Origin of the sequence: Sphingomonas adhaesiva (genome assembly GCF_036946125.1) — a bacterium.
Taxonomy (GTDB): Bacteria; Pseudomonadota; Alphaproteobacteria; order Sphingomonadales; family Sphingomonadaceae; genus Sphingomonas; species Sphingomonas adhaesiva_A.
Genome location: NZ_JAQIJT010000002.1, coordinates 690,816 through 703,793 on the forward strand (window position 1 = coordinate 690,816; position 12,978 = coordinate 703,793).

Below are 12,978 nucleotides of genomic sequence, written 5' to 3' on the forward strand. Positions count from 1 at the left end.
GACCTGATCCGGGGTCCCGCTTCCGCGCCGTCGTGCGAAAGAAGCGGGACCCCGGCTCGAGGCCGGGGCGACGGGAAGGAGGCGGGCTTCACCCTCATCGAACTGATGGTGGTCATCACCGTCATCGGGCTCGCCTCAGCGGCGGCGGTGCTGGCGATGCCGGATTCGCGCGGGCGATTGATGGACGAGGCGACACGCTTCGCCGCGCGCACCCGCGCTGCGCACGACAGCGCGATCATCGAGGCGCGCCCGGTCAGCCTGTGGATCACCCCGACCGGCTATGGCTTCGAACGGTGGCGCGGCGGGCAATGGGCACCGATCGTGGAGGGCGGGTTGAGGGTCGAGCGCTGGGGCAACGGTACCTCCGCCGGCAACGGACTGGTCCGCGAACGGGTGACGTTCGACGCCACCGGGCTGGCCGACCGGCCGATCACGGTGACGCTACGCCGCGAGGGCGCGCGCGCCGACGTGGAGATCGCTGCGGATGGAAGCGTCCGTGTCGCGGGGTGACGGGATGGTGCGCTCCGCCCCCAGGCGCCGCCACAGCAACGGCTTCACGCTGATCGAGATCATGGTGGCGCTGGCGGTATTCAGCCTCGCGGCGCTGGCGCTGATCCGGCTGGAGGGGCAGACGATCCGCTCCACCGGCATATTGTCCGCCACGCTGCTGGCACAGACGGTCGCGCGCAACGTCGCGATCGAGGCGGTGACCGAGGCGCAGCCGCCGCTGCGCGGACGCGCCACGGGGGTGGAGCAGAACGGCGGGCGCGCCTGGACGTGGACGCGCAACGTGAGCGCGATCGGCGACGGCGATGTGATGCGTATCGATGTCGCGGTTGCGGGGGCGGACGGCGCGGTGCTGGGGCGGATGACGATGGTTCGACCGCCCGCCGACCCGACGCTGGCGACCGCATCGTGAGGCGCGCCAACGGCTTCACCCTCGTCGAGGTCATGATCGCGCTGATGATCTTCGGCATGATCGCGGCGGCCGGGGTGGCGCTGCTGTCGTTCAGCGTCAAGGCGCAGGGGGCGACCGCGGTGGCGCTGGACGATACCGGCGCGCTCAACCGGCTGTCGTCGATCCTGACCGCCGATCTGGCGCAGGCGCAGGACCGGCCGACGCGCGACGTGCGCGGCGTCCGTCTGCCCGCGTTCAGCGGCGATGCGATGGCGACGCCGATGCTGCGGCTGGTGCGCGCCGGCTGGAGCAACCCCGATGCGGCCCCGCGCGCGACATTGCAGAAGGTGGAGTATCGCCTGAACGCCGGGGCGCTGGAGCGGGTGGCCTATCCCGCGCTCGACGGGGCGCCGTCATTGCCGCCCGCGGTGCTGCTGGAGCGCGTACGGGGGGTGCGCTGGCGCTTCCGCTTCGCGGGTGCGTGGAGCGATACGTGGAATGGCAACCCGCGCGCCGCGCTGCCGCAGGCCGCGGAGATGGTCGTGACGCGCGCGGACGGCACCACGCTGCGTCTGCTGTTCCTGGTCGGTACCGGCGCGGTGCGCCTGCGCGCGATCCCCACCGCCGCACCGACCGCGGGACCGACGAATGCGCCCGCCTGATCGTGAGCGCGGGGCCGCGTTGCTGACCGTCCTGCTGCTCGTCGCGGTCATCGCGGTGATGGCGGCGACCGCGCTGGAGCGGCTGCGGCTGTCCACGCGGCTGACGGCGAATGCGGTCGCGCTGGATGGCGCACGCGGCTATGCCTATGCCGCGGAGACGCTGGCGACGACGCGCGTGACCGCGCTGCTGCGCCAGGCGACGGACCGCGTGACGCTGGACGGTGGATGGAGCGGACGGCCGTTCGGGCTGCCGATCCCCGGAGGCACCGCGGTGGCGCGCGTGGTCGACGGCGGCAATTGCCTGAACCTCAACGCGCTGGTCGCGCGCAACCCGGACGGGACGTCGATCGCCAACCCGCTGGCGGTGGCGCAGTTCGCGCGACTGCTGCGGTTGCTGCGCGTACCGGGCGCTGAGAATATCGCTGCGGCCACCGCGGACTGGATCGACAGCGACGACGTCGCGCTGCCCGGCGGGGCGGAGGACGAGAGCTATCGCGGGTATCGCACCGCCGGCACCGCGATGGCCGACCCCAGCGAATTGCGCGCGGTGCGCGGCGTCACCGCGGAGGCGTATCGCGCGATACGGCCATGGGTCTGCACGCTGCCGACCGCGGACCGCTCCGTCATCAATATCAACACGCTGCTGCCCGAACAGGCGGTGTTGCTCGCGATGCTGCTGCCCGATGCGGCGGGGACGGCGCAGGCGGAGGCGCTGATCCGCCGCCGCCCGCCCGGCGGTTATGGCAGCGTCGATCCGTTCTGGAACCAGCTGTCGCTGGCGGGCGGCGGGACGCCCGCGATGGATGCGCGCGCACAGACCGGGGTGACGTCGCGCTGGTTCGCATTGGCGGTGGATGTGACCAGCGGCGACGCCGAATTGCACGAACAGGCATTGATCGACGCGAGGAGTCTTCCCGTCCGCGTCGTGTCGCGGCAATGGGGGGATGCGCCATGACAGCCGCCACGGTCCTTTTCCTGCCGCCCGACGATTCGCTGCCCTGGCGCTGGTGGCGGATCGAGGGCGAACGCGTCGCGGACGAGGGCGAGGGAGCGCCCGTGGCCGAGGCGGATCGCGCGGTGATCGCGGTCGCGCCCGCCGATGCGGTGACGCTGCACTGGGCCGCGCTGCCCGCCCGCTCCACCGCTCAGGCGAGTGCCGCGGCACGGATCGTGGTGAGCGATGCGACCGCCGAGCCCGCGCACGACCTGCATGTCGCGGTGGGCGAGGAACGCGATGGCGAGCGGGCCATCGCGGTCGTGGCACCGGCGCGGATGGCGGCGTGGCTGGCGGCGCTGGCCGAGCGCGGGATCGATCCCGCCGCGGTCGTCCCCGCGCCGCTGCTGCTGCCGGTGCCCGAGGAAGGCTATGTCCGCGCCGATCTGGCGGGGCAGAGCGTCGCGCGCGGGCGCACCACCGGCTGGGCGGACGAGGCGCGCCTGACCGATCTGGTCACCGCGGGCGAGGCGCCGGTGTCGCTGGAGCGCAGCGTGGTGCAGGCCGCGGCGATCGCGGCGGCGGCGGCGCCGGTGGTCGACCTGCGGCAGGGACCGTTCGCGCGCAGACGGCGGCGCGCGATCGACTGGGCGCTGGTACGGCGGCTGGCGGTGCTCGCCGGGCTGATCCTGCTGGCGACGCTCGCGATCGATGTGGTGCGGGTGATGCGCTATTCCTTCGGCGCGGATGCGATCGAGGCGCGCGCCGACGTGATCGCGCGCCAGGGGCTGCCGCGCGGCGCGCCGAAGGGCGGCGACCCGGCGCGGCTGCTGGCGGACCGGCTGGCGCGGCTGCGCGGGCCGGGGCAGGGGTTCACGCGCACCGCCGCCGCCGTCTATCAGGCGGTCGAGGCGGTGCCGGAGGGTGAGGTGACGGCGTTGCGGTTCGAGCCCGACGGATCGCTCAAGGTGTCGCTGCTGCTGCCGGGCGAGGTGCAGGCCAATGCGGTGAAGGGGCGGCTGGAGGCGGCGGGGTTCCGTGTCGACGCCAGCGTGTTCCAGCAGATCAACGGCCGGCTGGCCGGCGACATGACGGTGCGGCCGTGATCGCGCCCCTGCGCGCCTGGTTCGACGCGCGGTCGCTGCGCGAGCGGCGGCTGATCCTGGTGATGGTCGCGCTGGCGGTGGTGACGGTGCTGTGGGCGGGCGTCATCCGTCCGGTCCGCGGCGGGCTGTCCGACTCGCGTGAACGTTATACCCAGGCGGTCGTCAGGCTGGGCGAGGCGGAGGCGGCGCTGTCGCAGGTGAAGGCGATCCAGCGACGCCAATTGCCCACGCCCAACGGCGCGCTGGTCGACGTGGTGCGCGCGCGTGCCGAGTCGGCGGGGCTGACGCTGGCCGGGCTGGATGCCGAATCGCCTGAGCGCGTGCGCGTGTCGATCGCGACCGTCCGTGCCGGCGCGCTGACGCAGTGGATCGCCGCGCTGGAGGGCGAGGGGGTATTGGTCGATTCGCTGACCGTCAGCGGTGCGGGCGGGACGGCGGTCTCCGCGCAGATGACGCTGACGGCGCGGGGCGCATGATGCGCATCCGCCTCGCCACCGGCCGCCGCGCGATGTTCCTGGCGATGTTCGCGATCGCGGTGGTCGCGCTCCTGCCGATGCGGCTGGCGCTGGGCTGGGCCGGGCTCGACGCGCAGGGCTTCTCCGCGCGCGAGGTCCGCGGCAGCCTGTGGTCCGGGCGGCTGGTGGAGGCGCGTTTCGGCGACATCGCGCTGGGCGACCTGAGGGCCGGGGTGTCGCCGTTGGCGCTGCTGATCGGGCGCGCGCGTATCGCGCTGTCCGCGCCGGGTGACGGCCTGTCGGGGGTGGTGGAGATCGGGCGCCGCCGGGCGGCGATCCTGAACGCCACCGGCCCGCTGTCACCGGGAAGCGCCTTTGCGCCGCTGCCGGTCACCGCGCTCGACCTCGACGATGTCAGCGTGCGGTTCGTCGATGGCGCGTGCGAGGGGGCGGAGGGACGCGTTCGCGCCAGCCTGTCGGGCAGCTGGCAGGGGCAACCGTTGCCGGGTGCGCTGAGCGGCGCCGCGCGGTGCGATGTCGGCGCGCTGTTGCTGCCGCTGTCCAACGGCGCGGGGGAGGGGGCGGCGCTGCGGCTGTGGCCCGATGGACGGTATCGTGCGGAGCTGACGCTGGTCCCGACCGATCCGTTGATCGCCGGACGGCTCGACGCCGGCGGCTTCGTCGCCAACGGCGCGGCGAGGACGCTGGCGGTGGAGGGGCGGTTCTAGGCGCGCCGGACATTCGTTCGTGCCGGGCGTAGAGGTGCCAATCCGCTTGACGTCCTGCCCCGGTCACCGCTAGGGGCACGGCCTTCGCGGCGATCGTAGCTCAGTTGGTTAGAGCATCGGTTTGTGGTACCGAGGGTCGCGGGTTCAAGTCCCGTCGATCGCCCCATCTCCCCATCACCATCGGCAATGGGGCTGGTATTTCCGGCCTGCAAAGAATATTGCGTGCGCACGACATATCATTTCGCGCGTGATGGAGTGGCCGGTGACATCGATCTGGGATTATACCGATTTCGACGCTCATGAGGGCGTGCACCTGTTCAGCGATCCGGCATCGGGGCTGAAGGCGGTGATCGCGGTCCATTCGACCGCGCTGGGGCCGGCGGCGGGCGGCGTGCGCTTCTGGCATTATGCCGACGATGCACGCGCGGTGACCGATGCGCTGCGGCTGTCGCGCGGCATGAGCTACAAGAATGCGATGGCGGGGCTGGCGCTGGGCGGCGGCAAGGGCGTCGTGCTGGCGCCGCGTCCCGGCGAGACGATCAGCGAGGGGCAACTGGTGGCGTTCGGCAAGGCGGTCGAATCGCTTGGCGGTCGCTACGTCACCGCCGAGGACGTCGGCATGTCCGAGGCGCGGATGAAGGTGATCGCCGGCCAGACGCGCTACGTGTCCGGCCTGCCGGTGGCGCAGGGCGCGGCGGGCGGCGATCCCGGGCCGTATACCGCGTACGGCGTGTATCTGGGCGTCAAGGCAGCGGCGAAGCGCGGACTGGGCACCGACGACATGCGCGGCGTCCGCGTCGCGATCCAGGGCACCGGCTCGGTCGGCGGCGGTCTGGCGCGGCTGCTGGCGAAGGACGGCGCGGTGCTGACGCTGGCGGACGTGGACACCGCGCGCGCCGCGGCGCTGGCGGCGGAACTGGGGGCGACCACCGCCTCGCCGCAGGAGATCCTGTCGCTGCACGTCGATATCGTCAGCCCCAATGCGCTCGGCGCGATCCTGACCGAGACGTCGATCGCCGCGCTGAAGGCCCGGATCGTCGCGGGCGGGGCGAACAACCAGCTGGCGACGAAGGCGGACGGCCGTCGCCTGCACGAGGCGGGGGTGGTCTATGCGCCCGATTATGTCATCAACGCGGGCGGGATCATCAACGTGGGGCTCGAATATCTCGGCCACGGCGACGAGGCGGAGGTGATGGCGCGCATCGCGCAGATCCCCGGGCAGTTGGAGCAGGTGTGGGACGAGGCGCAGGCCACGGGCGATCCCACGGCGGAGGTGGCCGATCGTATCGCCGCGCGGCTGATCGGGCGGTAGCCCGACGGCAGCGTATCGCGCGTCAAGCCGCGGTCGGGACGGCGCGGGCCGTCGCCAAGCGCATCGGACGATCGTTCGGGGGCGGACGCGTCGGGTGGCGTGCGCCATGTTGCCGTGGAAGAGCGGCCTCCTCGTCATGCCCGGCTTTTCGGGCATCCCCTGCACCGCGCACACGCCGACGGGCGATTTCGCGGAGCGCGCGATCCGGGACCATGTGCCGGGCGGAGCATACGCCCCGCGAGATCGCGGTATGCCGGCAGCCATGGCGAACACCGCGATCGTGCGGGCAAAAAAATAGCGGCCCGAAGGCCGCTATTTCTCCCGTCAGGGAAGCGACCAGCTTAGTTGCTGGCGCTCGAATCCTCGTCCGCAACCACGACGATGCCGGCGACAACCGCCGCCGCCGCCAGGATCGCGACCAGAACGCCGCCACCGGCGAGCTCGTTCTTCTTCGCCGAAGCCGTGCCGGCGCGAGCCGACTTGGCGACGGAGAGGCTGGCCGCCGGATTGGCGGGGGCAGCCATCGCCGGGGCAACCGCCATGGTGGCGGCGGCGGCGGCGAGCATGTACTTGGCCAGACGCATGTGAAACTCCCTTTGCGTTCGAGCTTGTGCCATAACCTGACACTCCCGGAAAGCAATATGCTAAATGTTCGGGACGCTATTGGTTCCGCCCGATTGTGGCGTCGCCGCCACACCGCATCAGGTTTGCAGCACCCAGACGTCGGCCCCCTCCAGCCCGATCGCGCTCAGCCGGCCGCTGGCATAGGCGCCGGTGTCGACGCCGATGCGGTTCGGGCGGCGATCGACGTCGTCGGTGATGGTGTGGCCGTGGACGATGATCTTGGGATGCGCACGACGATAATCGAGGAAGGAGTTGCGGATCCAGCGCAGGTCCGCCCCACGCTGCGCGTCCAGCGGCACCTCCGGCCGGATCCCGGCGTGGACGAAGGCATAGTCGCCCGCGACGATGACATCCTCGAACGCGTCCATGAAGGTGCGGTGCTCGGCGGGAACGATCGCGGCCATGCGCTCGTGCAATTCGGCATAATCCATCCGCTCGTAGCCTTCGGCATCGATGCCGTAGCTGAGCACCGTCTCGCGTCCGCCGACGCGGCAGAACAGGCGCAACGCCTCGCGGTCGGCGGACAGTGCGCGCAGGAATACCTCCTCGTGATTGCCCTTGAGAAAGCGCGTGCCGGGCCGCGATCGCGCCAATTCGATCAGGCGCGACAGGACGCCCGCGGAGTCGGGGCCGCGGTCGACCAGATCGCCCAGGAAGATCAGCGTCGCCGGCCCCGCACCGCCCGCGGCGGTCCGGGCTTCGTCGTCGGCAGCGATCATCGCCAGCAGCCGGTCGAGTTCGGCGAGGCAGCCATGGACATCGCCGATGGCGTAGATGCGCAGGCCATCGCCGGGCGTCGCCGCGGGCGACGACGACGGCCGGGCCGCGCGGAGGAGGTTTCGGATCATGTTGGGGAACGTGCGCTGGACAAGCCCGCTATCTAAAGCCGCGCCCGGATAGCTGCAACCGCACGATTATGTAAGATTGTGCGGTGCAGAACGGTTTGAAGCCATGGCGCGGTCCGGCTAGACAGCCGCCGCCAACAGGAGGTCCGAATGACGATCAAGCCGGTACGCAAGGCCGTTTTCCCCGTGGCGGGGCTGGGGACGCGTTTCCTTCCCGCGACCAAGGCGATGCCGAAGGAGATGCTGACCGTCGTCGACAAGCCGCTGATCCAATATGCGGTGGAGGAAGCGCTGGAGGCGGGGATCGAACAGCTGATCTTCGTCACCGGGCGCGGCAAGGGGGCGCTGGAGGATCATTTCGACATCTCCTACGAGCTGGAAGCGACGATGAAGGCGCGCGGCAAGAGCCTGTCCGCGATCGAGCATATCCGTCAGCAGCCCGGCTCGCCCGTCTATGTCCGCCAGCAGGAGCCGCTGGGTCTGGGCCATGCGGTGTGGTGCGCGCGCGAGATCGTCGGCGACGAGCCGTTCGCAGTGCTGCTGCCCGACGAGCTGATGGTGGGGACGCCGAACTTCCTGGCGCAGATGGTCGGCGCCTATGAAAAGGTCGGCGGGAACGTCATCGGCGCGCTGGAGGTCGCCGAATCGGAGACGAGCAAGTACGGCGTCATCTCGCCGGGTGTGCGCGACGGCGCGCTGACCGAGGTGACCGCGCTGGTCGAGAAGCCCGCCGCCGGCACCGCGCCGTCGAACCTGATGATCCCCGGGCGCTATATCCTGCAGCCCGAGGTGATGACGATCCTGGACGCCAAGGAAACGGGCGCCGGCGGCGAGATCCAGCTGACGGACGCGATGGCCAAGCTGATCGGGCAGCAGCCGTTCCACGGCTTCACCTTCAATGGCGAGCGCTACGACTGCGGCGACAAGGCGGGGTTCATCATGGCGAACCTGGCACTGGCGCTGGAGCGCGAGGACATCGGCCCGGGCGTTCGCGCGTTCGCGCAGGCGCGGCTGGGGTGAGGAATGGGGGCCGGACGGCGTTCGGCCCCGTCCCCGGTCAGCCCGATCCGCAGGCGGAGCAGCCCGGATCCTTGGGCAGCGCCAACGTGCGGAAGCGCAGCGACAGGAAGTCGAGCAGCACCAGTCGCCCCGCGCTGTCGTCGCCGAACGGCGCGATCTGGCGAATGACCTCCAGTGCGGCGAGGCTGCCCAAGACCCCGGTGACGGGGCCGAGCACCCCCTCCTCGGCGCAGGTCAGCCCGTCGCGCGCCGGGGCGTCGCCCACGAAGCAGCGGTAGCAGGGGCGCCCCGGCTCCCAGCCGCGGAACACGCCCAACTGCCCCTCGAACCGCCCCACCGCGGCGGAGACGAGCGGGATGCGCTGCGTCAGCGCGGCGTCAGCGACCGCGAGCCGGGTATCGAAATTGTCGCATCCGTCGAGGACGACGTCGGCGCCTTCCAGCAGCGCCGCGACATTGTCGTGGTCGAGGCGGAGCGCCCGTGTCGCCACGGTGACGTGCGGCGTCAGGCGGGCGACCGCGTCGGCGGCGGCCTCGACCTTGGCGCGGCCCGCGTCGGCGGTGGTGAAGATCGTCTGGCGCTGAAGGTTGCTGGGCTCGACGTGATCGTCGTCGATCAGCGTCAGGCGACCGATACCGGCGGCGGCGAGATACTGGATCGCGGGCGAGCCGATCCCGCCCGCACCGATCACCACGACATGGCCCGCGCGCAGTCGCATCTGCCCCGTGCCGCCGATCTCCGGCAGCACGATGTGACGGGCATAGCGCGCCAGTTCGTCGGCGCTCAGCGTCACCGTGGGGCCTGCGCGGGAGCGGCGGTGGTCCAGCTGTAGGTGAGGCCGGTGCGCAGCCAGCGGTCCGCCTCCGGCCAGGGCTCGGCCACGTTGTCTGCCGCGAGGCGGCCGATCACGCCGACGGTGAATTGCTCGACCGTCGGACATCCGATGGCGGCCGGGACGAGGCGGCGGACGCGACCGTCCGGCGCGACCAGGGCGGCGAGCGGCACGCGCAGCCGCGTCGACCCGGCGTCGTCGGTGACGGCGGCGGCGCAGCGGCCCGCCTCCACCTCGGCGCGCACGAAGCGGGCGAGCGCCACCGTGTCGAGTTCGGCGCGGCGGAATTGGACCGGCGGCAAGGCTTCCCACGTATCCGACGTGGGTGCCATGGGGGCGTCCGGTGCCTGCGCGAGCGCGGCGGCGAGCAACAGCGCGGCGATCACCGGCCGGTCGATCCGAAGCCGCCCGAACCGCGCGCGGTGTCGTCCAGCGACTCCACCTGCGCGAGCGTGGCGGTCAGGACGGGGGCGGGGACGAGTTGCGCGATGCGTTCGCCGCGCACCACCGCAAACGGTTCGCTGCCGAGATTGGCGAGGATCACCTTCACCTCGCCGCGATAGTCGCTGTCGATCGTGCCGGGCGTGTTGAGGCAGGTGATGCCGTGCTTGAGCGCCAGCCCGGAGCGCGGCCGCACCTGCACCTCATAGCCCGCGGGGATGGCCATCGCGAAGCCGGTGGCGACCGCATGGCGCGCGCCGGGCGCGAGCGTCAGCGCCTCGGCGGCGACGACGTCCATGCCCGCCGCTCCGGGTGTGGCATAAGCGGGAAGCGGCAGCCCGGCGCCATGGGGCAGGCGCCGGATCGCGATCGAGATCGATGTGGTCATGCGCCCCTATCTAGAGGCTGTGGCCGCGAAGGTGAACCGCGCGGCGCTCATCCGTTGTGGACGATCGCCAGCTTGTTACCGCTGGGGTCGCGGACATAGGCGGCATACCAGTCGGGGCCGTAGTGGGGACGCGGCCCGGCCGCGCCCTCGTCGGTGCCGCCATGCGCCATCGCCGCGGCGTAGAAGGCGTCGACCTGCGCCGGTGAGGCAGCGGCGAAGCCCAGCATCGTGCCGTTGCCCGACGTCGCGGCGCCACCATCGAACGGCGTGCAGATCCACAGCGTCAGCCCCGTGCCCGCGCCCCCCTTCGAATAGGCGCGCCAGCCCGGGAACGCCGCGTGCGACGACCAGCCGATCGTGGCGAGCGCGGCATCGTAGAAAGACTGCGCGGCGGCGGCGTCATTGGCCCCGAGCGTGACGTAATGATCCATCGAACATCCTCCCTTGCGCAGCGCAGGATGCCCGATTCCGCGAACGAATCAAGAACAATCAGCGGGTGAGCGCATCGGCGATCCGGCCGGCGAGGCGGGCGGCCACCGCATCCTTCGGCAGGCGATCCCAGCTCTCCACCCCGTCCGCGGTGACGATGTGGACGGTATTGGCATCGCCGCCCATGACATCGCCCGATACGTCGTTGGCGACGATCCAGTCCGCGCCCTTGCGCGCCCGCTTAGCGGTGGCGTGGTCGACGACGTGCTCCGTCTCCGCCGCGAAGCCGACGACCAGCGCGGGGCGCGCGGGGCTGCGCGCCAGCGTGGCGAGGATATCGACATTCTCGACCAGATGGAGCGGCGCGGGGGGGGCGCCCGCCTGCTTCTTGATCTTCTGTCCCGCGGCATCGCCGACCCGCCAGTCGGCGACCGCGGCGACCATCACCGCGGCATCGGCGGGCAGCGCGGCGGCGACCGCATCGGCCATGTCCTGCGCGCTCTCGACATCGATGCGGGTCACCTCGGCGGGGGGTGGCGAGCGTGACCGGCCCCGCGATCAGCGACACGCGCGCGCCGAGCGCAGCCAGCGCGCCGGCGATCGCGAAGCCCTGCTTTCCCGACGAGCGGTTGGCGATGTAGCGGACCGGGTCGATCGCCTCGTGCGTCGGGCCGGCGGTGACCAGGATATGGCGGCCGGTCAGTGCCCTGGGAGCGTTCCCTGCCAGCCGTTCTTCGATCCGCGCGACGATCGCCTCGGGCTCGGGCAGGCGACCGGGGCCGTATTCGCCGCACGCCATCGCGCCCTCGTCGGGTTCCATGACGTGGATGCCGTCCGCGCGCAGCTGCGCCACGTTGCGCATGGTCGCGGGATGCCGCCACATGCGGACGTTCATCGCCGGCGCGGCCAGAACGGGCTTGTCGGTGGCCAGCAACAAGGTGGTGGCGAGGTCGTCGGCAAGGCCCGCTGCCATCCGCGCAAGCAGATCGGCGGTCGCGGGCGCGACGACGACCAGATCGGCCTGCCGGCTGAGCTGGATATGTCCCATCTCCGCCTCGTCCTTCAGGTCCCACAAGGTGGTATAGACCTTGTCCTCGCTGAGGGCCGCGAGCGTCATCGGCGTGACGAAATGCTGCGCGCCCTCGGTCAGCACGCAGCGCACCGAATGGCCGCGCTTGCGCAGGCCCCGCACGATCTCGCACGCCTTGTACGCGGCGATTCCGCCGCCGACGACCAGCAGGATCCGGCTCATCCCTCGACCTCTCTCTTGGTGATGCGGGTGACGGTGAAGCGACGCGGATCGGCGGCGGCGCGCACCAGATCGGCCAGCGCATCGGGCACGAGCGCGATCCCCGGCGCGACCAGCGCCGCCGCCAACGTCGCGGGGTGCAGCCCGAACCATCCCTCGGCCAGGACGCCGACCGCCAGCAACGCGACGACCCGGAGGCCGAGCGGATGCGACAGGCCCGCCCAGCCGAGCGCGCCCAGCAGCAGCAGCGGGGCGGCCAGCCACGACGGGACGCCCGGCAGCGCGGCGAGCATCAGCCGCGCCGCCGCGCTGCTGCCCTCCGGCAGATCGGGCGCGGCGACGACGCCCAGCCCGGCCAGCGCGTGCCGATGCGCGGCGAGCACCGCCGCGGCGACCAGTCCCGCGATCAGCCAGCCGACGACCTCGCGCCGCGACGAATCGATTATGGCCAGGAGCATCAGCACCGCGACCGCCCACAAGGCGGCGGGGTCGATCACGGCGGCGATGCAGACGAGCGCGGCCGGCTCGACGATGCGTCCAGGGCGCCACAGCACCGCCAGCGCCACCAGCAGCGTTGCCCAGCCGGCATGCGGCGCCCCCGCCCACAGGAGCGCCGCACCAGCGCTGCCGATCGCGAGCAGCACGACCGCGATCCAGCGGGCGGGGTCGCGCGCGAACAGGTCCGACAGCCCGGCTGCGCCGATCCACAGGATCGCGGTCACGGTCAGCGCCATCGCGGCGATCGACACCCAGACCGGCAGCGCCACGGTCGCCACCGCCAGCGTGGGCGGCAGCATGATCGCATCGCGTGTCGCCAGGTCGCTTTGCGCCATGTCGGCCCAGGCGTCGTAGAAGCCGGCGCCGTGGCGCATCGCGGCGAACAGCGCATCGTGGAGCGGTTCGGTGGGATAGGCAGCCACGGTGCCATAAGCGCCGACTGCGGCGAGCAGCAGCGCCAGCACCAGCGCGGCGAGCAGCCAGCGCGCGGTGCGCCGCTCCACCGCGACGAAGCGCGACGGGCGCGCCAGCCAGACCGGACCCCCGCGCCGGATCAT

At 71.9% G+C, this 12,978-nt stretch carries 16 protein-coding genes, 1 tRNA gene and 1 pseudogene; 10 read left to right on the forward strand and 8 right to left on the reverse strand.

Annotated elements, in window-relative coordinates; all coding sequences use genetic code 11:
• The first annotated feature begins 6 nt into the window (after positions 1-6).
• The 9 genes from PGN23_RS09510 to PGN23_RS09550 all read left to right on the forward strand — a co-directional run bounded on the left by PGN23_RS09510 (position 7) and on the right by PGN23_RS09550 (position 6,095).
• Positions 7-510: a GspH/FimT family pseudopilin gene (locus PGN23_RS09510; RefSeq protein ID WP_335304562.1), complete on the forward strand. Its 504-nt coding sequence runs from the start codon at positions 7-9 to the stop codon at positions 508-510.
• Positions 497-919 (forward strand): type II secretion system minor pseudopilin GspI, encoded by a 423-nt coding sequence (gene gspI / locus PGN23_RS09515; RefSeq protein WP_443019759.1) that lies wholly within the window; start codon positions 497-499, stop codon positions 917-919. Before PGN23_RS09510 ends, gspI begins: the two co-directional genes overlap by 14 nt.
• Positions 916-1,560, forward strand: coding sequence for a type II secretion system minor pseudopilin GspJ (gspJ, locus tag PGN23_RS09520; RefSeq protein WP_335302643.1), 645 nt, complete (start codon positions 916-918; stop codon positions 1,558-1,560). The genes gspI and gspJ overlap by 4 nt, the downstream gene beginning before the upstream one ends.
• Positions 1,547-2,515, forward strand: a complete 969-nt coding sequence (gene gspK / locus PGN23_RS09525; protein WP_335302644.1) for a type II secretion system minor pseudopilin GspK — start codon at positions 1,547-1,549, stop codon at positions 2,513-2,515. Before gspJ ends, gspK begins: the two co-directional genes overlap by 14 nt.
• Positions 2,512-3,600 carry a type II secretion system protein GspL gene (gene gspL / locus PGN23_RS09530; RefSeq protein ID WP_335302645.1) on the forward strand — a complete coding sequence of 363 codons (1,089 nt, stop codon included), beginning with the start codon at positions 2,512-2,514 and terminating at the stop codon, positions 3,598-3,600. Before gspK ends, gspL begins: the two co-directional genes overlap by 4 nt.
• Entirely contained in the window at positions 3,597-4,076 is a 480-nt protein-coding gene (gene gspM, locus PGN23_RS09535) for a type II secretion system protein GspM (protein ID WP_335302646.1), read from the forward strand. Before gspL ends, gspM begins: the two co-directional genes overlap by 4 nt.
• The gene (gene gspN / locus PGN23_RS09540; RefSeq protein ID WP_335302647.1) at positions 4,073-4,783 is read left to right on the forward strand and encodes a type II secretion system protein N; all 711 of its coding nucleotides are present in this window, start codon (positions 4,073-4,075) and stop codon (positions 4,781-4,783) included. Before gspM ends, gspN begins: the two co-directional genes overlap by 4 nt.
• An 89-nt stretch (positions 4,784-4,872) precedes the next feature.
• A tRNA-His gene (locus PGN23_RS09545) sits at positions 4,873-4,949 on the forward strand.
• An 84-nt stretch (positions 4,950-5,033) separates the two neighbouring features.
• Positions 5,034-6,095, forward strand: coding sequence for a Glu/Leu/Phe/Val dehydrogenase dimerization domain-containing protein (locus PGN23_RS09550; protein ID WP_443019808.1), 1,062 nt, complete (start codon positions 5,034-5,036; stop codon positions 6,093-6,095).
• A gap of 341 nt (positions 6,096-6,436) precedes the next feature.
• On the opposite strand, the gene PGN23_RS09555 is transcribed toward PGN23_RS09550, so the two are convergent.
• Positions 6,437-6,679, reverse strand: coding sequence for a hypothetical protein (locus tag PGN23_RS09555; protein WP_335302649.1), 243 nt, complete (start codon positions 6,677-6,679; stop codon positions 6,437-6,439).
• A gap of 117 nt (positions 6,680-6,796) precedes the next feature.
• Positions 6,797-7,567 carry a metallophosphoesterase family protein gene (locus tag PGN23_RS09560; protein WP_335302650.1) on the reverse strand — a complete coding sequence of 257 codons (771 nt, stop codon included), beginning with the start codon at positions 7,565-7,567 and terminating at the stop codon, positions 6,797-6,799.
• 147 nt (positions 7,568-7,714) lie between these two features.
• Here PGN23_RS09560 and galU point away from each other — a divergent pair, with 147 nt between their 5' ends.
• On the forward strand, positions 7,715-8,584 hold the full coding sequence (galU, locus tag PGN23_RS09565) for a UTP--glucose-1-phosphate uridylyltransferase GalU (RefSeq protein ID WP_335302651.1): 870 nt from the start codon (positions 7,715-7,717) through the stop codon (positions 8,582-8,584).
• Between the two features lie 37 nt (positions 8,585-8,621).
• On the opposite strand, the gene PGN23_RS09570 is transcribed toward galU, so the two are convergent.
• The 6 genes and pseudogenes from PGN23_RS09570 to PGN23_RS09595 form a co-directional block, all read right to left on the reverse strand.
• Positions 8,622-9,377, reverse strand: a complete 756-nt coding sequence (locus PGN23_RS09570; RefSeq protein ID WP_335302652.1) for a HesA/MoeB/ThiF family protein — start codon at positions 9,375-9,377, stop codon at positions 8,622-8,624.
• Positions 9,374-9,802, reverse strand: a complete 429-nt coding sequence (locus PGN23_RS09575) for a hypothetical protein (RefSeq protein ID WP_335302653.1) — start codon at positions 9,800-9,802, stop codon at positions 9,374-9,376. The genes PGN23_RS09570 and PGN23_RS09575 overlap by 4 nt, the downstream gene beginning before the upstream one ends.
• A complete protein-coding gene (gene dut, locus PGN23_RS09580; protein WP_335302654.1) occupies positions 9,799-10,245 on the reverse strand; it encodes a dUTP diphosphatase in 447 nt (148 codons plus the stop codon). Before dut ends, PGN23_RS09575 begins: the two co-directional genes overlap by 4 nt.
• A 47-nt stretch (positions 10,246-10,292) precedes the next feature.
• Positions 10,293-10,676: a VOC family protein gene (locus PGN23_RS09585; protein ID WP_335302655.1), complete on the reverse strand. Its 384-nt coding sequence runs from the start codon at positions 10,674-10,676 to the stop codon at positions 10,293-10,295.
• 58 nt (positions 10,677-10,734) lie between these two features.
• A pseudogene (gene coaBC, locus PGN23_RS09590) lies at positions 10,735-11,926 on the reverse strand (bifunctional phosphopantothenoylcysteine decarboxylase/phosphopantothenate--cysteine ligase CoaBC).
• Positions 11,923-12,978, reverse strand: coding sequence for a hypothetical protein (locus PGN23_RS09595; RefSeq protein WP_335302656.1), 1,056 nt, complete (start codon positions 12,976-12,978; stop codon positions 11,923-11,925). The pseudogene coaBC and the gene PGN23_RS09595 overlap by 4 nt, the downstream one beginning before the upstream one ends.

Coding starts and splice junctions, on each gene's coding strand:
- PGN23_RS09555 (WP_335302649.1), bottom strand. CDS start 6,679: ATGCGTCTGGCCAAGTACATGCTCGCCGCCGCCGCCGCCACCATGGCG.
- gspN (WP_335302647.1), top strand. CDS start 4,073: ATGATGCGCATCCGCCTCGCCACCGGCCGCCGCGCGATGTTCCTGGCG.
- gspL (WP_335302645.1), top strand. CDS start 2,512: ATGACAGCCGCCACGGTCCTTTTCCTGCCGCCCGACGATTCGCTGCCC.
- dut (WP_335302654.1), bottom strand. CDS start 10,245: ATGACCACATCGATCTCGATCGCGATCCGGCGCCTGCCCCATGGCGCC.
- PGN23_RS09560 (WP_335302650.1), bottom strand. CDS start 7,567: ATGATCCGAAACCTCCTCCGCGCGGCCCGGCCGTCGTCGTCGCCCGCG.
- galU (WP_335302651.1), top strand. CDS start 7,715: ATGACGATCAAGCCGGTACGCAAGGCCGTTTTCCCCGTGGCGGGGCTG.
- PGN23_RS09585 (WP_335302655.1), bottom strand. CDS start 10,676: ATGGATCATTACGTCACGCTCGGGGCCAATGACGCCGCCGCCGCGCAG.
- PGN23_RS09550 (WP_443019808.1), top strand. CDS start 5,034: ATGGAGTGGCCGGTGACATCGATCTGGGATTATACCGATTTCGACGCT.
- gspK (WP_335302644.1), top strand. CDS start 1,547: ATGCGCCCGCCTGATCGTGAGCGCGGGGCCGCGTTGCTGACCGTCCTG.
- PGN23_RS09595 (WP_335302656.1), bottom strand. CDS start 12,978: ATGATCCGGCGCGGGGGTCCGGTCTGGCTGGCGCGCCCGTCGCGCTTC.